Annotated in this window: 16 protein-coding genes; 3 read left to right on the forward strand and 13 right to left on the reverse strand. The window is 72.0% G+C overall.

Going from position 1 to position 18888, the window contains the following annotated elements:
* Positions 1–20 precede the first annotated feature (20 nt).
* Complete coding sequence (locus FXF65_RS12910; RefSeq protein WP_222868541.1) at positions 21–653, reverse strand: acetate uptake transporter; 633 nt, start codon at positions 651–653, stop codon at positions 21–23.
* 617 nt (positions 654–1270) lie between these two features.
* On the opposite strand from FXF65_RS12910, the gene FXF65_RS12915 reads away from it, so the two are divergent.
* A complete protein-coding gene (locus FXF65_RS12915) occupies positions 1271–1870 on the forward strand; it encodes a peptidoglycan-binding domain-containing protein (RefSeq protein WP_148350120.1) in 600 nt (199 codons plus the stop codon).
* Between the two features lie 48 nt (positions 1871–1918).
* On the opposite strand, the gene FXF65_RS12920 is transcribed toward FXF65_RS12915, so the two are convergent.
* From FXF65_RS12920 to FXF65_RS12960, 10 genes are all read right to left on the reverse strand, one after another.
* Positions 1919–2881 carry a class I SAM-dependent methyltransferase gene (locus tag FXF65_RS12920; RefSeq protein WP_148350122.1) on the reverse strand — a complete coding sequence of 321 codons (963 nt, stop codon included), beginning with the start codon at positions 2879–2881 and terminating at the stop codon, positions 1919–1921.
* 16 nt (positions 2882–2897) lie between these two features.
* Complete coding sequence (locus FXF65_RS12925) at positions 2898–5111, reverse strand: MMPL family transporter (protein WP_148350124.1); 2214 nt, start codon at positions 5109–5111, stop codon at positions 2898–2900.
* Positions 5108–6793, reverse strand: a complete 1686-nt coding sequence (locus FXF65_RS12930; protein ID WP_222868542.1) for an AMP-binding protein — start codon at positions 6791–6793, stop codon at positions 5108–5110. The genes FXF65_RS12925 and FXF65_RS12930 overlap by 4 nt, the downstream gene beginning before the upstream one ends.
* Positions 6794–6866: 73 nt before the next feature.
* Positions 6867–7121, reverse strand: a complete 255-nt coding sequence (locus FXF65_RS12935; RefSeq protein WP_148350128.1) for an acyl carrier protein — start codon at positions 7119–7121, stop codon at positions 6867–6869.
* A 9-nt stretch (positions 7122–7130) separates the two neighbouring features.
* The gene (locus tag FXF65_RS12940) at positions 7131–8183 is read right to left on the reverse strand and encodes a 3-oxoacyl-ACP synthase III family protein (protein ID WP_148350130.1); all 1053 of its coding nucleotides are present in this window, start codon (positions 8181–8183) and stop codon (positions 7131–7133) included.
* Entirely contained in the window at positions 8180–10819 is a 2640-nt protein-coding gene (locus FXF65_RS12945) for an aminotransferase class III-fold pyridoxal phosphate-dependent enzyme (protein WP_148350132.1), read from the reverse strand. Before FXF65_RS12945 ends, FXF65_RS12940 begins: the two co-directional genes overlap by 4 nt.
* A complete protein-coding gene (locus FXF65_RS12950) occupies positions 10816–11820 on the reverse strand; it encodes an NAD-dependent epimerase/dehydratase family protein (protein ID WP_148350134.1) in 1005 nt (334 codons plus the stop codon). The genes FXF65_RS12945 and FXF65_RS12950 overlap by 4 nt, the downstream gene beginning before the upstream one ends.
* Positions 11817–13592: an N-acyl-D-amino-acid deacylase family protein gene (locus FXF65_RS12955; RefSeq protein ID WP_148350136.1), complete on the reverse strand. Its 1776-nt coding sequence runs from the start codon at positions 13590–13592 to the stop codon at positions 11817–11819. Before FXF65_RS12955 ends, FXF65_RS12950 begins: the two co-directional genes overlap by 4 nt.
* A 98-nt stretch (positions 13593–13690) precedes the next feature.
* On the reverse strand, positions 13691–13819 hold the full coding sequence (locus tag FXF65_RS45840; RefSeq protein WP_281288903.1) for a hypothetical protein: 129 nt from the start codon (positions 13817–13819) through the stop codon (positions 13691–13693).
* A gap of 147 nt (positions 13820–13966) precedes the next feature.
* Complete coding sequence (locus FXF65_RS12960; RefSeq protein ID WP_187412261.1) at positions 13967–15205, reverse strand: MFS transporter; 1239 nt, start codon at positions 15203–15205, stop codon at positions 13967–13969.
* Positions 15206–15230: 25 nt separating this feature from the next.
* Here FXF65_RS12960 and FXF65_RS12965 point away from each other — a divergent pair, with 25 nt between their 5' ends.
* Together FXF65_RS12965 and FXF65_RS12970 are read left to right on the forward strand one after the other, a co-directional pair.
* The gene (locus FXF65_RS12965) at positions 15231–15653 is read left to right on the forward strand and encodes a helix-turn-helix domain-containing protein (RefSeq protein WP_187412262.1); all 423 of its coding nucleotides are present in this window, start codon (positions 15231–15233) and stop codon (positions 15651–15653) included.
* A 232-nt stretch (positions 15654–15885) separates the two neighbouring features.
* Positions 15886–16548, forward strand: a complete 663-nt coding sequence (locus tag FXF65_RS12970) for a helix-turn-helix transcriptional regulator (RefSeq protein ID WP_187412263.1) — start codon at positions 15886–15888, stop codon at positions 16546–16548.
* 184 nt (positions 16549–16732) lie between these two features.
* Here FXF65_RS12970 and FXF65_RS12975 read toward each other — a convergent pair whose 3' ends face one another.
* Both FXF65_RS12975 and FXF65_RS12980 read right to left on the reverse strand, forming a co-directional pair.
* Positions 16733–17821, reverse strand: coding sequence for a M16 family metallopeptidase (locus FXF65_RS12975; protein WP_148350144.1), 1089 nt, complete (start codon positions 17819–17821; stop codon positions 16733–16735).
* Positions 17818–18888, reverse strand: coding sequence for a M16 family metallopeptidase (locus FXF65_RS12980; RefSeq protein ID WP_148350146.1), 1071 nt, complete (start codon positions 18886–18888; stop codon positions 17818–17820). Before FXF65_RS12980 ends, FXF65_RS12975 begins: the two co-directional genes overlap by 4 nt.

Consider the following 18888-nt stretch of genomic DNA (forward strand, 5'->3'; position numbering starts at 1 on the left):
CGTCCGGCCGGGACCCGGGGTCAGCGCTGTGTGGTGCCAGGGATGAGCTGGTGGAGGAGCGGCTTCCCGACGGGCAGGAACGTCCGGCCGAGCATGTTGTTGATCAGCTCTGCGGCGGAGGCGTACCAGGCGCAGACCGCGGTCAGCACGCCGATGTAGCCGCCGATCTTGATCGTGTTGGGGCTGGTCGCGAAGTTTCCGATGAAGAGGATGATCTCGGTCGCCTCAAGCGTGACGAACACGGCGAACACGGCCTGGTTGACCTGTGCGCTCCACAGCATCATGTACGTGTTGAAGATCGCGAAGGCGAGCAGGATCCAGCCGAGGTCGTTGGCCTGCTGCACGGCGGTCGCCCCGCCCGCGACCAGCGCGACGTACAGGCCGAGGCCGAGCCAGAAGCCCCCATAGGATCCGAACGCGGTGGCGCAGAACACGTTCCGGTTCCGGAACTCCCACATCGCGGCCAGGATCTGGACGAGGCCGCCGTACGCGAGCGCGTAGCCGAGCCAGGCGTCGGTGCCGTCCGTCCACGCCGCGTTCTTGGCGGACAGGAGGAACGTCGTCAGCGCGAACGCCGCCAGCCCGAGCGGGGCCGGGTCGGCGACCGCGGACGGGGCATGCGGGACGGGTTCCTGCTCGACATGTTCTGTCACGGTGCCTCCTCGCTTGCGTCCCATCGCCGCTTCCCGGCCGGGTGGGGACGGGCTTCGGACGGCGCCGGACGCGCGGTCCCTGAATCGCGGGGACCGTTTCTCACCCGGATCCCGATTGCGATCATAACTCCGCCGAGACCGTCGATCATGGGGCTGATCTGCGGTTATTCACGGCATATCCCAAGAAAGCGGACCAGCCATATCGGGCGGGACGCCGGATTCGGCGGATAAATGTCCCGGTGAATGCTCACACTTGACCGCGCCATCACCCCTTTTCCGGTCAGGTCGACCAATAGTGGCGAAAGCTTGCCGGTACCGATCCCGGAGTCGCTGCGACGAGCCGCTGGTGTCGGCTTCGGCCACCTGACAGCCACCGACACCGCCATCACGGGTCACGGTGACGCCTGACGGGCAGCGAGTCTGGTTGGACACGCTGGACAACCGCGACATCCCGCCATCATTTAAGAAGGTAAATTCTCGGCCAAGCCGTAAACCCGCTACAGCCCTCATTCGTCGTGGCTCGGCATCATTTTCCACGGATTATCCAGAACCGTTCCCCATCGCCCGGCATCTCACCGAAGTACAGGATCCGATCGAGGGAATAGGGGATTCCGCAGATGAAGATCTTGAATCGGGCGGGGCTCGGCGTCGCCGTCACGCTCCTCGCGCTGGGCGCCGGGACCACCGCAGGGATGGGCGTCGCCAGCGCCGATGGGCCGGGCACCGACCCGGCGGTCGCGAGGGCGATCCAAGAGCAGCCGTGGGTCGAGCTCGGTCCCGGCGACAGCGACTACCGGATCGCGTCCGCGCGCTGCTTCCTGGTGCAGCTCGGCTACTACCGCACCTGCACTCCGACGTCCGCCGGGGAAGGGTGGCCCTCCGACCTCGGGGCCGCGCTGAAGAAGTACCAGGGCGCGCGTCACCTGCCGAAGTCGGGACGGCTCGACGTCGAGACCTGGGGCGCGCTCCAGCGTGACGGCGGCGTGGTCGGCCAGGGCAGCGCACGGCACTCCCAGGTCAAGGGCATCCAGTACGCGATGAAGGTGTTGCAGAGCCGCTCGCTCGTCCCGGACGGGCAGTACGGCCCGGCGACCACGAAGGCCGTCAAGGCGTTCCAGCAGCGAAAGGGAATCGGCGCGGACGGCGTCTTCGGACAGATCACCTTCCGGGCCGCCTTCGCCAAGGGCGCCGAATCCCGGAGCACTCGGGGCCGGTAGCAGGCACGCGGCCGCCCCACCGCGAGGCGTGGGGCGGCCGCGCACATCTCATCGGTTCGGCTGGAGGAAGCGCGGGGTCGGCAGCGAGTCGCGGGCCAGCACATTGTTGATGAGGAAGCGCCGCGCGGGTTTCGTCGGTTTCGGAACCGGCCGGAACGTCAGGCGGTGCAGGTAGAACCAGCCGTCCGCGAACGCCTGCACGGCCAGTGCCATGCAGCGTTCGAAGTCCTCCGCCTTCCGGGGGCCGACGAGTTCGGCGGCTCGGTCGCGGTCGGCGCGCAGATTGTCGAGCCACACCTCCAGCGTCCGCGAGTAATGGTCGAAGTCGTTGCGGAGCGCGACCAGGTCGAACAATCCGTCGGACGCCGCCTGCAATTCGCCCAGGTACGACGGGTTGCACTCCGGGTAGACGGTCGTCGCCAAATAGAGGTCGCGCAGGATGTCGACGTCCAGCGGGAAGCGGTGGCCCCACGAGATCGTCTGGACGACCAGCCGTCCCTCCGGCCGCATCCACGACCGGCAGCGCTTGAAGAACTCGCGGTAGCCCTGGATCTTCGCCCGTCCCGACATTCCCGGACGTGCGAAATGCTCCATCGCCTCGATGCAGATGATCGCGTCGTACGGCGCGGACGGACGGTGGTCGATCCAGTTCTCCAGCCGCACGTCGGTGCGCGGGATGCCGAGGTTCTGCGTCCAGTCGACGGCGGCGCGGCTCAGCGTGATGCCGGTGACGGACTCGACGTCGTGCTCCTCCACCATCCGCCGCATTTCGCCGCCGTAGCCGCAGCCCACGTCCAGGACGCGGATTCCGGGCCTGATCCCGGCCTGGCTGAGCAGGTACTCCTCCTTGCGGAGCTGTGCTTTTTCCAGGGTGTCGGCGCCGTCCGTCCATAAGCCGCAGGCGTAGGCGAGACTCGGGCCCAGCCAGATGCGGAAGAACTCGTCCGAGACGTCGTAGTGCTTGGCCGCCGCTTGGGTCGAGACCCCCCGGTAGCCCTTGGAATTCGGCATGTGCCGTCCTTTCGTGTCATTCCTTCCATGCGGTGGGGAGCCGCCGGTCGAGCCAGCCGGGCAACCACCAGTTGGCGCGTCCCGCGACCCCCATCACCGCCGGGACGAGCAGCAGCCGCACGACGGTCGCGTCGAGAAACACCGCGAACGCCAATCCGAACCCGAACTGCTTCAATTCCAGGACGCGGGCGAACAGCAGCGCACCGAAGACGATCACCATGATCGACGCGGCGGCGGTGATCTGGCGCGCCGTGTGGTCCAGCGCGGCGGGGATGGCGCGGGTGTCGTCGCGGGTAGCCTGCCGTTCCTCCTGGATGCGTCCGACCAAGAAGACCTCGTAGTCCATGGACAGGCCGAAGAGCAGCGCGAACAGCGCAACCGGCAGGTACGCCTGGAGCGTCCCCGAGCTGGTGAAGCCGAGGACGCCGGAGCCTAAGCCGTGCTGGAACACCTGGGTGGTGACGCCGAGCGCGGCGACCGTCGCGAGCAGGTTCAGCAGGACGGCCTTCACCGGGACGAGCACGCTCCGGAACACCACGAGCAGGTAGCAGAACGAAAGCGTCAGGATGACGGCGACGACCAGGGGGAGCTTGCCGGTCGTCTCGTCGGACAGGTCGACGTACTCCGCCGTGAGCCCGCCCACCCTCACATGCGCGCCCGTCCCGGCGAACGCGCGTGGGACCAGGTCAGACCGCAGGTTCCGGACGAACGCGCTCGCCGCCGGGGAGTCGACCCGCTCCTTGAGGACGATCTGCATCGCGGCGCAGTCCCCCGACTGACCTGCGGGAAGCACGCGGGCAGTGCGCCGGTCGCCGCCCGCCGCGGCGGCGAGGCGTCCCATCCCGGTGGCGGCGTCGCCGCCGCAGCCGACGACCTGGACGGGCCCGACCGCGCCGGGGCTGAACGCCGTCGCGACGATCTGCTGGCCCTTGCCCGACGGCGTCCCGGTCAGCGACGCGAGGCCCCAGTCGACCCCGAGCTTGATCGTCGGCAGCGGCAGGCACATCGCGCCGAGCAGCAGCAACGCCGGAATGCCGAGCCGGTACGGGTGGCGCAGCACGACGCTCGCCCACCGCGACCACCGGCCCGGCCCGGACGCGCCGCCGGGCGTCAGGTCGGCGGGGCGGAACCGGTGCGGCAGCGCGCCGAGGTTCACCCGGTGTCCGAGCAGCGACAGCAGCGCGGGGAGCACGGTCAGCGACGCGACCAGGCAGCACGCGACCATGAGGCCCGCCGCGATCGCGATCTCCATGAAGATGTGGCCGCGGATCAGCGCCATCGAGCCGAGCGCGACCATGACGATGAGCCCGGCGGTCAGGACCGTCCGGCCGGACGTGCGGACGGCGACGCCGACCGACGCGCGCACGTCGTCCCGGGAGGGGACCACGCCGGGACGGGTCCGCCGGGCGAGTTCCTCGCGGAAGCGGCTGATCATGAAGAGGGCGTAGTCGATGCCGACGCCGACGCCGATCACGGTGGCGACGACGGTGACGAACCGGTCCAGGTTGAGGGCCCCGGCGAGCAGGCCGAGGAGCGCGGTGCAGACCGCGACGGACGCCGTCGCCACCACGACCGGGAGCACCGCCGCGACGACCGCGCCGAACGCCAGGAGCAACGCGATCAACGCGATCGGGATGCCGATGCTCTCCGCGACCTCCTGGTCGCGCAGCTCCGCGTCGGACAGGTCGTTGGTGATCGCGGACGCGCCGGTCAGATACGCCTCGACCGGTCCGCCCGCCGCCGCGTCGCGGGTGCGTCGTTGCAGCTCGTCGGCCTTCTTCGCGCGGTCGGCGCGGCTGCCGGACATCGCGAACGCCGCCACCGCGACATGCCGGTCGGCGGAGATCCGGCCGGGTCCGGCGTACGGGCTGTGCGGGGCGGCGCCGTGCGCGGCGACGGCCGCGATGACGCGGTCGACCGTCCGGCGGTACTCGGGCGCGTCGGCCGTCAGCCGCGCCGAACGGAACACGAGAACGCCCTGCTCGGCGCCGAGCGCGGGGAAGCGCTCGGCGAGCAGGGACTGCGCCTTCGACGACTCCGATCCCTGCACCGAGTAGTCGGGGGCGCCGAGCCGTCCTTCGACGTGCGGGTAGAACAGTCCCGCCGCGACGAGGACGGCCAGCCACGCGACCAGCACCGGGACGCGCCGCCGCGCGACGAAGCCGCCCCACCGCTGGAGTCGCGTCGCCGGACGCTCCGCGGCGGGCCGCTTCGTCGTGGGCCGCGTCATCGCGCCCCCGCCAGTGCGACGGTCGTGTCGGCGCGGAGGGTACCGTCCGCGAGCCGCCGCCGCGCCGTGTGGTAGCGCTTCTTACCGCTGGTCGTGCGGGGGATGACGCGGCGACGGGCGAGGTGCAGGGAGTCCACCGGCAGGTCGAGGGTGCGCAGCGCGCGGCGGCGTGCCCCGTCCAGCTCGAACCGGGCCGGGCAGTGCTCGACGACCGCGACGATCTCGCTGCCGGGGTCGTAGATGTCGGCGTCCAGCACCATGACCTCCTGGACGGGACGGCCGAGGATCCCGGCCACGCGTTCCTCCAGCAGCGACGCCAGATGGTTGCGGCCGTTCCGGATGATCACGTGCTTGCGTCGTTCGAGGACGAACAGCTCGCCGCGCTGCCGGAAGCCGAGGTCGCCGGTGCGCAGGACGCCGTCCGGGAACGGCCGTGGCGCGCCCGTGTCCGGGTCGAGGTATCCGGCGGCGATGTTCGGGCCGGTGAGCGTGATCTCGCCGAGTATCGCGTCGCCTTCGACAGGACGTCCTTCCTCGTCGATGAGGGCCGCGGTCATGCCGTCGAGCGGCGGGCCGCAGGAGAACACCGGGATGCCGGGGCCGCCCGGCGGCGGGCCGCCGAGGACGCCCTCGCCGAGCAGCCGCACCGGCGCGCCCGTCTCCACGCCCGCCGGGTCGACCAGCACGTAGCGCGGCGGCGCGTCGACCTCGGACAGCGCCGCCGCGAGCGTCGTCTCGGCCATCCCGTAGCCGCAGACCAGCGCGCCCGCACGCAGCCCCGCCGGGGCGAACCGGCGGTGGAACCCGTCGAGCGTGTCGAGCCTGATCGGCTCCGCGCCGACCACCGCCGTGCGCAGGGCGGACAGGTCGCAACCCGGCACGTCCTCCGGCGCGACCTTGCGGCGGACGTGGTCGTAACCGAACGTCGGCGCGGCGATCAGCGTGCCGCGGTACCGGCTGAGCGCGTCGATCCACGTGTGCGGGCGCATGACGAACTCGATCGGCTTCATGACGTACAGCGGCCAGCCGCGGAAGGCGCCGAGGAGCGCCATGCCGACAAGGCCCATGTCGTGGTAGAGCGGCAGCCACGTGACCAGGCGCTCGTCGCCGTTCCGGCCGAGTTTCCGCTCGATCGTGGTCAGGTTGGCGCACACGTTCGCGTGCGTGATGCCGATCAGTTTCGGGTCTCCGGTGGACGCGCTCGTCGCTTGCAGGAACGCGACCGTGTCGCCGCCGGGGCCCGCCGATTCGGGCAGGTCACCGGGGGCGAGGGTGTCGTAGCCGTCGGCGTCGGCGGGCAGCGGCACCACCGGGACGCCCGGCGACTCGACCGCGATGCCGTCCTGGAGGGCGAGGACGACCTCGCCCTGGACGACGCCGAGCGTCCGCCGGACCTGGGTCTGGAACTGCTCCATGCCGCCCGCCGCGTGCGGGGACGGGAGGATCAGCGGGCGGCCGCCCGTCCACAGCGCGCCGAAGAAGGCGAGGAGGGCGGGCAGGGGATCGTCCGCGGCGATCACGACGGTGGCGTCCTCGGGGATCTTGCGTCCGAGCCACGCCGACGTCCGCAGGAACGCGTCGTACGGCATCTCCACGTTCGGTTTCCCGTAGCGCAGGAAACACACACCGTTCCGGGGATCGGCGCGGGCAACGTTGGCCCTCGTAACGTCCAAGAAATTCACGCTGTTCTCCTTTCTGGGGGACGACCCCCAGACCCCCGGGGATGGAGGCGGCATGATCCTCGCTTCGCTGCGGTCACGCCGCCTCCGCGAGTCGCCGCTCGATCAGGGAGGCGAGGCGGAGCGGGGTTGAGGAGAGGAGGACGTCGTTGTCGGAGAACGGGACGCCGAGCCGGTCGGAGACGTCCACGCACACCTGCAACTGGGTCAGCGATGTCAGGCCGTGGGCGCGAAACGGCGTCTCGTCCAGCCGGAGCGTGGAGATGTCGACGCGGCCGTCCACGGCGGACACCGCCTCAAGTATTTCCGCGAATATCTCGTCCTTGGTCATCTGGTCTCCTCACCGTCCGTGGAACTCGAATGCGGTCAGCGCGCTGGTGACCCCGGACGAGGCCACCATCAGCAAGGTCCGGTCGCCGTCTGCCAGCTCACCGGACCGCACGGCCTCGGACATGCTGACCGGCACCGACGCCGAGGCCGTGTTGGCGTGGTTGCGGTGGTCGAAGCGGGCCCGCGCCGGGTCGATTCCGCAGGCGTGGACGACGTGCCGCGCGGCGCCGTCGCTCGCCGAATGCAGGAACACGCGGTCGGCCTTGAACTCCTCGAAGCGAGGAAGGTCCCGGTAATGCTCGACGAGTTTGCGGGTGCCGAACTCCAGCAGGCTGAGCCCGTAGGAGACGAATTGCAGGTCCGCGAGCCCGCCCGCGACGTCGACGTCCTTGCCGAAATGGCCCGTGAAGCTGGGCATGGGGACGAAGCAGAGGTCGCGTTTCTCGCCCCATGTCCGGAAGTCGGCGTCGTAGGAGCCGTCCTCGGGTGACGCGGTCAGAATGGTCGCGGTCGCGGCCTCGCCGATCGTCACGGTCGGGTGCCAGTGCGGGAACTCGTCGAGCGAGGTCAGCTCGTAGCGGTAGACGTCCCCGGCGCCGAACTCCGCGTTGACGATCATGATGGTGCGGTAGGCGCCGGCGCGCAGGAAGGCGTTCGCGACGTGCAGCGCCCGCACCCAGCTCGCGCAGGCGTCCAGGACGTCGAAGGCGGTGGCGCGGTCGAGCCCGAGCAGGTCCTGGTAGATCGTCGCGGACGCGGGCTCGATGATCCCCCGGCCGATCCCGGCGTAGATCAGCAGGTCGATGTCGTGCGGGCGCAGTCCGGCGGCGTCGAGCGCCCGGTGGCCCACCTCGACGGTCAGCTCGCTTGCGGTCTCGCCGTCGGCGCGGTGGTGCCGCACCTCGGTGCCGCTCGACGCGAAACAGGTCCGCACGAGCTCTTCGAGGGTGCGCAGGTCGTGTTCGGGCAGGTGGGCGGAGCTGTCCGCGAGCACCCGGTCGACGACGTCCTCGTTGGTGACGACGTGGGACGGGAATACATGCTCGATCGCCAGGAATCTCATAACCGTTCCCCCGTGAGCCTTTCTCGTGAAATGGAGAAGAATCCGGCAGACGCCATTTCGCGGACGCTCTTCCCGAACGCCTCGGACACCTGTTCCAGGTCCGCGTCGGAATGGGCGGCGCTCAGCAGCAGCGTGTGTAGTTCCGGCAGGAAGACGCCGTGCCCGCGCATGTGGTAGGCGAGCGCGAGCGTCGCGGTGACGTCGAGCCCGGCCAACCGGTCCCGGACAAGGCTCGGCGTGGCGTGGTCGAACGTGATCGAGAAGATCGAGTCGCGGCCCCTGACCTGGCACGGGACGCCGCAGTCGGCGGCCCGCGCGGCGAGGTCGGCGACGAGCCAGGACGTCCGCTCGCGCAGCCCCGGGTAGGTGTCCGGCCAGGCGCGGAGCTGTTCGAGCACGGCCGTCCCCGCCGCGCACGTCACCGAGTTGCCGCTCATGGTGCCGCCCGCGAAGGCGCGTCCGTCCACGTCGTGGAACGGGTCGCCGCTGGTGCGGGCCGTGTCGACGACGTCGGCGCGGCCGGTCACGGCGCCCGCGGGCAGCCCGCCGCCGATGATCTTGCCGAGGCAGGTGAGGTCCGGGACGGTCCCGACGATGTGCTGCACCCCGCCGTAGGCGACCCGGAAGCCGGTCACCACCTCGTCGTAGACCACCAGGATCCCGGCCTTGCCGCACACGTCGGACAGCGCGCGCAGGAACTCCGCGTCGTAGTCGGCCAGGGCGGACGGCATCGGCTCGACGATCACGCAGGCCAGCTCGTCCGCGTGCGCGGCGATCCGGTCGAGCGAGCCGCGCTCGCCGTACTGGAGGACGAGCGTCTCGGCGACCACCGCGTCCTGCATCCCGGCGGAGTTCCCGACCGGCTCGGGCGCGCGCGGGTCGCCGCGGTACCGGAACCACGAGCTGACCAGGCCCTGGTCGGAGAACCCGTGGTAGTGGCCCTCGAACTTGGCGACGCGCTGCCGTCCGGTGAAGGCGCGGGCGATGCGCAGCGCGACCTGCACGGCCTCGGTGCCGGAGTTGGCGAGCAGGACGCGATGATCGGGGCCGAACGCCTCCGCGATCAGCTCCGCCAGCCGGACCTCGCCGGGATGGCCGACGGCGTTGACGGCGCCGCGCGCCGCCGCGTCCTGGATCGCCGCGACCACGGCCGGGTGCGCGTAGCCGAGGATGTGCGGGCCGAACCCGCCGCCGAGGTCGATGTACTCGTTGCCGTCGACGTCGCGGAGCTTCGACCCGTACGCCCGGTCCACGACCAGCGGGAACGCGCTCGGCAGGACGAACCGGTCGAAGTGCGTGGGCGCCACCAGGCGGCGCGCGGCCCGCTTCCGCAGCGCCAGGGAACGCGGCGCGGTGTCCGCCATCTGGTGCTGCAAACGGTCGCGGAGTTCGTCGTTCAGGTACGGCGCGAAACGGTCGGTGAATCGGCGGGTCGTCGCCCAGAGGTCGATGTCCGGGTCGACTTTCGCGATGAATCCCTCGCCGGTGAGCAGCGACAGCGCGAGGACGGAGAACGCCGTCGTGATCCGCGAACCGTGTCTGCCGAGGATGCGGATCGCGTCGTCCAGGAAGGCGAGCGTCGACCAGCGGGACGTTTCCTCCTCGAAATGGCGACGCAGGATCCGGCCGAGTTCCTCTTCGTAGGCGGAGCCGGTGAGCCTTTCGGGACGCACCGCGAACGCACGGGTGAATCGGCGGACGGCCGTCGTCCATTCCTTGCGGATGCAGGCGTAGTAGAACGAGGCGAGGTTCCACCTGTCGTCCTCGGACAGGCGTCCGACCAGGCCGAAGTCGAGGAAGACCAGCAGGCCGCCGGGGGCGAACACGAGGTTGCCGGGATGCGGGTCCACGTGGAAGACGCCGTGGAAATAGACCATGCAGTAGAAGGCGTCCTGCATGCGGGCGGCCAGTTCGTGCGGCGGCAGCCCGGCTTCGTCGGGGAGGTGGCCGGAGGCGCCTTCGACGAAATCCATGACGAGGACGTCCCGGCTCGAAAGCTCCTCGTGGACGCGCGGCACCCGCACGAACGGGTGGTTGCGGAAATTGGCGGCGACCTCCTGCTGCCGCGCGCCTTCCCCGGCCATGTCGCACTGTCCGGTAAGCAGCGGGCGCAGTTCCCGGAAATGGCCGGGCAGGTCGTAGCCGCGCACCTTCGGGAGGACGTTCACGATCGAGAGGAGGGCGCCGAGCACGGTGGAACTGGCCTCTAGGCGTCCGCGCACTCCGGCCCTGACCACCTTCACCGCGACCGTCTCGCCATTGTCGAGCCGCGCCCGATGAACCTGAGCCACCGACCCGGCCGCGACCGGACGCATGTCGAACGCGGCGAACACCTCGTCCGGCGAACGGCCGAGGCCGCGGCGGAGCGTCCGGCGCAGGACGCGGTCGCGCATCGGGGGGAGTTCGGCGAAGAACGTCCGGAACTCCTCGACCGCGTCGCGCGGCAGGAGCCCGGACTGGGTGCCGAGCACCTGGCCCGCCTTGATGTAGAGCGGCCCCATCCGCAGCAGGTAGGCGCGCAGCAACCGCGCGGCCCGGACGCGATCACGCCGCCCCAGCCCGAACCGAACGGCGAGCACCACCGTCCACCACAGAACCCGCCCCGCCTCGACAACAGCGAGCCCCGCGCTCCTCACGGCGTCCTCGCAAGTGCGTGTTCGGCGGCGAGACGGCGTAGGCCCTCCGCCATGTCGATTCGGGGGTGGTAGCCGAGGTCGCGTTTCGCAGCGGTGATGTCGAACCAGTGGGCGGTGGTGAGCTGGTTGACCAGGAAGCGGGTGAGGGGCGGCTCGTCGAAGCGGAACAGGCGTCCGGTGAACTCCATGGCGGCGGCGAGGCCCCGGGCCGCCCACACCGGGACCGCCTTCGTCGGCGGCGTCACGCCCGCCGCGCCGAGGAGGAGGTCGATGGTCTCGCTGACGGTGCGCGGATCGTCCTGCGTGATGAAGTAGGCGCGGCCCGCCGGAGGATGTCCCGGGCCGAGCCGTTCCAGCCGTTCGAGGGCCAGGACGTGCGCGTCCGCGGCGTTGTCGATGTAGACGGTGTCGATCAGCTTGGTGGCGGGGCCGACGCGGCGGAGCCGTCCGCCGCGCGCGGCCTCGGCGAGGCGGGGCAGGAAATGCGGGTCGCCCGGCCCCCAGATGATGTGCGGGCGCAGCGCGACGGTAGCGAGGTCGGCGGAGTCGGCGTCCAGGACCAGCCGTTCGGCGATCGCCTTCGTGCGCGGGTACGGCGCGAGGAACCGGGACGCGTACGGCGCCGACTCGTCCACGCCGTCGAGGTCGGCGCGGTCGTGCACGACCGCCGGGCTGGACGTGTGCACGAGGATCCGCGTCCCGGCGCGGCGGCACGCGGTCACCACGTTCGCCGTGCCCGTCACGTTCACGTCGAAGTAGTCGCGGGCGGCGCCCCACACCCCGGCCAGGGCGGCGCAGTTGATCACGGCGTCGTGCCCGTCCACGGCCCTGGCCACGGCGTCCGGGTCGCGGAGGTCGCCGGTGACCTGCCGGACGTCGAGCGCCTCCGGCACCGGAAGCGGCCGCCGCTGGAACGCGCGGACGACGTGCCCGCGTTCGACCAGGCGCGCGCAGACCGCCCGTCCGAGAAAGCCCGCGCCCCCGGTGACCAGCACTTTCATCGCGTACCTCGCTCATGTCGCAGGAAGCGTCCGGTGGCGCGGACGCGGCCGTAGCCGGGGGCGAACGCGCCGTCGGCGAAGACGACCTCGCCGCCGACGCACACCGCGGGGACGGCCGCGTCGTTGCGGTTGACCATCCGGGACAGGCCGCCGAACCCGGCCATCGGCGCCTCGTGGTAGGCGGCGAGCGAGCCGTCGAGCCCGTCCGGGTCGACGACGACGAGGTCGGCGCGGTCGCCGACGCGCAGGGTGCCCGCGTCCAGGCCGAGCCAGCCGGCGAGTTCGCCGGTCAGCCGGTGCACGGCGTGTTCGAGCGTGAGGATCGGACGTCCGGCGCGGTCGGCGTCCCGGACCCGTTTCAGCAGCCGCAGCGGCGCGTTGTAGAACGCCATGTTGCGCAGGTGCGCGCCCGAGTCGGCGAAGCCGAACTGGACGGCGGGCTCGGCGGCCAGCCGGTCCAGCACGGCGGGACGGTGGTTCGCGAGCGTCGTGCGCCAGCGCAGCTTCGGCCCGTGCTCGGCGACGAGGTCGAGGAACGCGTCCACCGGGTGGCGGCCGCGGGCGTCGGCGACGTCGCCGAAACTGCGTCCGGCGAGGCCGGGCTCGGGGCACGCGACGATCTCCGCGTCGTACAGGTCGCGGTGCCAGGCGCGGCGCGGCAGCGGCCGCCGGTACTCGCGCCGGAACCGCCGCCGGAACCCGGTGTCCTGGAGCAGCCGGCGCCGCTCCGCCTCGGTGCGCAGGTGCAGCACCTCGGCGGTCGCGCCGAACTCCTCGAACACGACCAGGTCGATCCCGTCGGAGTACAGCTCGAACGGGACGGGGAGGTGCTGCCAGCGCAGGTCGGCGCCGAGCGCGCGTCCGGCGAGGTGCGAGGTCGCGACGAGGACGGCCGCGAGCCCCGGCGCGGACTTCGGGTCGATCGCGGTGAGCAGCGTCGTCCTCAGCGGCGCCCGTCGCGTGGGCGCGGGCGCGGCGCTCGCGGCGACGAACAGCAGCGTGTTCAGCGGCATCGCCGGGTTCGGGGCGCTCTGCAGGATCCCGCCCGTGCGGCGCAGGACGCGGTGCAGCCGCCGGTACTCGCGCCACGTCGCGTACGTGGACGGCAGCTTCGCCGACCGGTGCCGGTCGCCCGCGAGGCGGGAGAACGGGCTGGTCATCGTGGACAGCCCGACCAGTCCGGCGGCGCGGGCCGCCGCGAGCAGCGCCTCCATCCGGCGCAGTTCCGCCTCGTCCGGGCGGACGCGCGGGTCGACGGCCCGGCCGAGGCCCATGACGTGGGCGCGCAGGTCGGAGTGTCCGAGGAAGGCGGCGACGTTCGGGCCGAGCGGACGGGTTTCGAGCGCGGCGACGTACTCGGCGGCGGACGTCCAGGACTTGTTCTCGGTGAGCGCGTCGAGGATCAGCCCGCGCGGCACCGCCTCGACCCGCGCGAACAGGTCGGCGCAGTCGACGGGCCCCGCGTGGACGGTCGACAGCGAGCAGTTGCCCATCACCACCGTGGTGACGCCGTGCCGGACCGACTCGCCGAGGCCCGGGTCGAGCAGGACCTCCGCGTCGTAGTGCGTGTGCATGTCGACGAAGCCGGGCAGCACCCAGCGGCCGGTCGCGTCGATCACCCGGGTGGACGGCGGCGGCCCGGCGGGCAGCGGGCGGGCGGACACGGCGGCGACCCTGCCGTCCCTGATCCCCACGTCGCGGACGGCGGAGGACGCGCCGGTGCCGTCGAACCAGCGGCCGTTCCGCACGACGACGTCGAATGGCGTGTTCATTTTCGCGGGACCCCCGTGGGCTGCGGCGGCCGGACGGGAAGCGGTCCGCGGCGGCGACACCGCGGACCGCTCCGCTCGTTCCGGTGGCGTGGGCGTGGTTACTCGACTTCCACGTCCGAGATGTCGAGCGAGCTGCAGGACGAGCTGCTGCTGCAGCCCTCGTCCATACCGATCGCTTCGAGGGTGGAAACGGGCTCCTCGATGACGGTGATCTCGATGTCGGACATTTTCCCCTCCTTTCGACGTCCGAAGGAACTCCGTCACAGTAAGAGCGGAACGGCATTTTTCTCCATCCCGGTTTTCCGTAGTTGATACACCCCGCAATCAGGAATGCGCGGCCCGGAGGCGGTCAGCTGAGAGCGGCCCGGAGGCGGTCAGCTGAGATTGGCGCCGGAGGATTTCCCGGCGGCGGTTTCCACCGGATCGGCCGGTGGCCGCGCCGGACGCCGCCGTCCCCACGCGACCACGAGCACGGTCAGGAGCGCCGCGACGGCGGCGGCGGTCCGGGCGGCTCCGTCGAAGCCGAACCCCTGCATGGCCCAGCCCGCCCCGAAGGGCGCGACCGCGAGGCCACCGGTGTAGGCCAGCGTGTAGACCGCGTACACCGCGCCGTAGACCGGCGGCTGCCGCGACTCGGCGATCTGCGACATGACGGTGACGGTCGGCGTCAGGACGAGCGACGCGCCGCCCGTGACCAGGGCGAGGCCCGCGGCGCTCGCGACGACGCCGTCCAGCGGGCCGCCGAGCAGGAGCAACGCGACCGCGGCGATGACGCAGCCCGTCCCGGCGACGACGCCGGGCGAGAACCGCGCCAGCGCGTACCCGGCGAGCGACGGCGCGATCGCCGCCGCGACGCCCGCCGCGCCGAACACCAGCCCGATCTCGCCGGTTCCGGCATTCTCCGTAGTGAACAGATGCAACGGCAGGATCGGCTCCATGAACGCGATCAGCGCCGCGCCCGTCGCGGTCAGCAGCGCCATCAGCCCGAGTCCGGGACGGCCGCGCACCTCGCGAATGCCGCCGCGGACCGCCGGGCCGGTGTCGGCCGGGACGAGGAACCAGCGGACCGCCCCGTCCGCCAGCGCCAGCGCGCAGGCCAGCAGGAACGGGACGCGCGGGTCGAACCACCCGGCGAGCAGGCCGCCGAGCGGCGGGCCGAGCAGCGTGCCGACCGCGAACGTGGACAGTGCGATGCCCATCGCCTTGCCCCGCTCGGTCGGCCCGTGGGTGGCGGCGACGAGGGCGAGACCGGCCGTCCAGACGATGCCGGCCGCGGCGCCTTGCAAGGCTCTGGCCAGGATTAACAGTGACGGATCCCGGGCGAACGCGAACAGCGCCGTCGCCGCGGCGAGGCCGGCGACGCCGGCCAGCAGCGGCCGCCGGTTGCCCTGGCGGTCGACCCACAGCCCGGCCGCCGGAGTGGCGGCGACCAGGGCCGCGGCGTAGACGGCGAACATGAGTCCGACGCCGAGCGGACGACTGCCGTGCTCGGTCGCGATCTTCGGCAGCACCGGCACGGCCATGCCGTACACCAGGGCGTCCGTGGCGAGTCCGAGGGACGCGACGGTGAGCGCCGCGCGGCTCCGCGATGACGTCTCACGATTGATTCCCATAGTGAATGTGACTACCATAGTGAACGTGAGCAAGCAAGAATCGAACCGGCAGACGCCGCGGCCCACCCGGCGCATGGGCGACACCCTGCGCGCGGCACGGGAGGCCCGCCGCCTGTCCACCCAGGCCGCCGCCGCGGCGGCCGACATCTCCACCGGTTACCTGTTCAAGCTGGAGAGCGGCTTCGTCGGGACGCCGTCGCCACGCGTGCTGCACCGGCTCGCGGGCGTCCTCGACCTCGGCTACTGGCAACTCATGGAACTCGCCGGCTACGTCGTCCCGGACGCGGGCGCCGAGGCGGGCACGGGGAGTCAGGCCGCGCCGGCGCCGGCTCCCGATCCGATTCTCCGCATCGCGGAGTCATTGGAAGCCATACGCGACGAGCTGATCACAGTAAGAAAGATTCTGGAATCCCGCGAGCACGATGGGCAGAGCGGAGCCGCCGAGTGAAACGTTCCAGTTCCCACGGTTTTCCTTAGTCGGAGACAAGCGGTTTCCGAGCTCCCGAATAACCGCACTGGTCAACCGCCGACCCGTCCGAAACAGGCCGCTCGACAGGAGTCCGCTCCACCTTGACAGCGGCCGCGTCCAACGTGATTGCATAAATCACAGGGCACTCATCCGACGGGGCTTCACCGGAACCTCAAATGGGCTCCAATTGGCCGTCCGGGGGCTAGGTCACATGACAATCGCAATCTCCGGTAATGGCGCGGCATTCGTCGTCGGCGAGAACGCCTTCCGGGTCGTTCTGGTCGGTTCCTGGCGCGCCCTGACGTCGACTCGGCCGACCGCCGTCCACGACCAGAACGTCGAGATCCACCCGTGCGCGGACCCGGACGTCCTGGCGCCCCTCGTCCACACGGTCCGGGCAGGCTGGATGCTCGCGGGGCAGCAGCTCGACGACAGCGACATCCACCGCATGTTCTGCAGGGCCAAGGCCATCCGGGAGGACCTGAGCCTCGCCATCCTCGGACCGCGCCGCGACTGGCGACGCTGCGAGCGCTGGCTGCGCCGCGGCTGTCACGTCTACTTGGAGGACACCGTCGAAGTCGACCGGATGGCCGAGGCCATCCGCGCCGCCGAGCGGCTCCGCATCAACGTCAGCGACCAGTGCTTCTTCCGCATCCTCCAGGAACGCTCACTCGGCCCCGCACCGCACCTCACCCAGCGCGAACACGAAGTCCTCGACCTGCTCCGCCGCGGCTTACGCAACCGCGACATCGCGGGCGCGCTCCACGTCACCGAGAACACGATCGAGTACCACATGCGCCACCTGCTCTCGAAATTCGGCGCCCGCAACCGCCTGGAGGTAGTCGAACGAGCCACCGCTCTCGGGCTCGCTTAACCCAGGGGGCTGTGTTTACCCAGGGGGGCGACCCCCTGGAACCCCCGTTGCTCGCGAGGGACCGTTTCCCGAACGCGGTCGCTCTCGGGAAACGGCCCCTCGCTCGGCGGGTCGGGCGGCCTCCGGCCTTGGCGGTCTGCGGCCGCCCGACCCGTGGCCCCGGCTGAGCTTCGTCCGCGGGCGGTCAGGGGTGGGTGGGGATCAGTTTTAGTTCTAGGAAGGTTTCCGGGGTCAGGGTCGTGGCGGCTGCGGAGCGGACGTCGGCCGAGGTCACCGTCGCTATGTTGCGGGGGTAGCGGTCCAGGTCGGCGGGCGGGAGACCGGCGGCGGCGTAGCCCAGGAGGCGTTCGGCGCGGCCCCGGGCCGTCTGCAGGGCGCGGTGCTGGCGGACGATCAGCCGTTCCTTGACCGAGCGCAGCGCCGTCCCGCTCACGCCGTCCTTGGCCAGGGCCGCGAACGTGTCGCGGACGACGGCGGAGACCTCGTCCAGCGCGTCCGGACGGCACGCCGCGACGCACATGCCGTAGCCGCCCTCCGCGAGCTCCCTGCTGAACGCGGCGACCGAGTAGGTGAGGGCGCGCTCCTGGCGGAGCCGCCGGTCGAGCAGGCCGTCGCGTCCGCCCAGCGCGGCCCAGGCGACGTGCAGCGGGAACTTGCGCGGCGAGGCGAGCGCGACGCCGGGCGCGCCGATCAGGCAGCAGGCGCGGGCGCCGTCGACGCGGACGGCCGTCCGGCGGCCCGGCGGGCGGGCCGTGTCGTCCGCGCGGGCGAACGCGGCGGGACGTTCCGCGAGCAGCTCCGCCATCGCGTCCTCGACCGTGCGGACGTCGGCGTCGCGCAGGTGGGCGGCGCGTTCCCGGTGGGTGACGCCGTAGCGGTGCCGGTCGCCGAACAGGGCGCGCCGCACGTCCTCCGACCCGCGCTCGGACGTCGGCAGCCGCGCCACGCAGTCGTCGCGCAGCCGTTCCAACTCCGTCTCCCCTGGTGGGGGCACATTTTGGAACCAGGATTGGAGGGAGCGCAGGGCGGTCTCGTCCGCCCGCACCACCTCGGCGGTGATTCCCGCCAGGTCGGCGGTGACGATCGGTTCGACGCGCATGGCGGTGCCGGTCGCCTCGGCGGTGTCCGCGACGGACCGCGCCCAGACCGCCGCCACCAGCGGTGCGGTCAGCACGGCGGTGCGCGACACGGCGGTCAGCGGGACGGCGAGCGCCGCCGCGGCGACCGGCGACCGTCCGGCGGGCGGAAACGCCGACAGCAGCCGCACGCTCACCTCCGCCCCTCCTGACCACTGGTGATTTTGTTGCGCCAATGGGTCAGCACGGCCGCCACCGGGTCCGCCGTGCAGGACAGGAGCGCGGCCGTGGTGACCAGCGTTCGGGGGTCGGCGGCGCGGACGGCCGCCGTCTCGACGTCGTCCTCCCGGCGGAGGGTCGGGATCAGGGCCTCGGTGCGCAGCCACGCCGCGCCGTCGGGGCCGGTCAGGCGGTCGCGGGTCCGGGTGAGCGCGGCGATGAACGGCTCCCGGGCCGTCGCCGCCCACACGCACAGCCACTCGCCCAGCGGGAGCGTCCGCACCTGGACGCCGCTCGCCGCCGCGACCGCCTCGCGGGCCAGCATGACCGGCGCCGCCGACCCGGCCGGATCGACCCGGTGGTAGGCGAACGCGATCCCGGCGTGGTCGCGTCCGGCGGTGGCCGTCCAGGGGCGGGACGGCGCGTCCGTCCGGTGCGCCGGCGCGGGTGCGCCCGTCCACCTGGACGCAACCGCCGCAACGTCCGGCAGCGGACGCCCGGCCACGACCACCAGTGTGGCGTTCGCCGGGTGGTACCAGGTGCGGTGGAAGCGGAGCACGCGGCGCGGGGTGAGGGCCGCGACGACGCGCGCGTCCCCGAGCACGGGATGCTCGAACGCCGTCCCGGCCCACAGCCCGGCGAGCAGCGACTCGCGGATCCGCCACGCGGGCTCGGCGTGCCGGCGCGCGGCCTCCTCGACGATCGCGGCCTGCTCGGCGGCGAGGACGTCCGGCGGCACGCGCAACTCGTCGAACACCGCGCCGAGCGCGACCACGGCGCGGACGGCGTCGAAGGCGCGCACGACGACGCTGTACGCCGTGGACTCCCGGCCGGTGCGCGCCGAGACGAGCGCGCCCTCCCCGACGCGTCCGCCCGCGAGCGCGCACCGGACGACGAGGTGTTCGAGCATGTGGGCGGTGCCGCGCTCGTCCGGACGCTCGTCGCCGCTGCCGACCCGCACCCGCAGCACGACCGCGGCGAGCGGCGACCCGGGGCGGGGCGCCTCGACCAGCCGCAGCCCGCCCGGCAGCCGCACCCGCCTCAT

Origin of the sequence: Actinomadura syzygii, from assembly GCF_008085905.1 — a bacterium.
GTDB classification, from domain to species: domain Bacteria; phylum Actinomycetota; class Actinomycetes; order Streptosporangiales; family Streptosporangiaceae; genus Spirillospora; species Spirillospora syzygii.

Bases quoted from the DNA above. Each gene is read 5' to 3' on its own strand.
- FXF65_RS12980 (WP_148350146.1), bottom strand. From the start codon at position 18,888: ATGAGGCGGGTGCGGCTGCCGGGCGGGCTGCGGCTGGTCGAGGCGCCC.
- FXF65_RS12920 (WP_148350122.1), bottom strand. From the start codon at position 2,881: ATGCCGAATTCCAAGGGCTACCGGGGGGTCTCGACCCAAGCGGCGGCC.
- FXF65_RS45840 (WP_281288903.1), bottom strand. From the start codon at position 13,819: ATGTCCGACATCGAGATCACCGTCATCGAGGAGCCCGTTTCCACCCTC.
- FXF65_RS12935 (WP_148350128.1), bottom strand. From the start codon at position 7,121: ATGACCAAGGACGAGATATTCGCGGAAATACTTGAGGCGGTGTCCGCC.
- FXF65_RS12955 (WP_148350136.1), bottom strand. From the start codon at position 13,592: ATGAACACGCCATTCGACGTCGTCGTGCGGAACGGCCGCTGGTTCGAC.
- FXF65_RS12915 (WP_148350120.1), top strand. From the start codon at position 1,271: ATGAAGATCTTGAATCGGGCGGGGCTCGGCGTCGCCGTCACGCTCCTC.
- FXF65_RS12925 (WP_148350124.1), bottom strand. From the start codon at position 5,111: ATGACGCGGCCCACGACGAAGCGGCCCGCCGCGGAGCGTCCGGCGACG.
- FXF65_RS12970 (WP_187412263.1), top strand. From the start codon at position 15,886: ATGACAATCGCAATCTCCGGTAATGGCGCGGCATTCGTCGTCGGCGAG.
- FXF65_RS12960 (WP_187412261.1), bottom strand. From the start codon at position 15,205: ATGGGAATCAATCGTGAGACGTCATCGCGGAGCCGCGCGGCGCTCACC.
- FXF65_RS12950 (WP_148350134.1), bottom strand. From the start codon at position 11,820: ATGAAAGTGCTGGTCACCGGGGGCGCGGGCTTTCTCGGACGGGCGGTC.
- FXF65_RS12940 (WP_148350130.1), bottom strand. From the start codon at position 8,183: ATGAGATTCCTGGCGATCGAGCATGTATTCCCGTCCCACGTCGTCACC.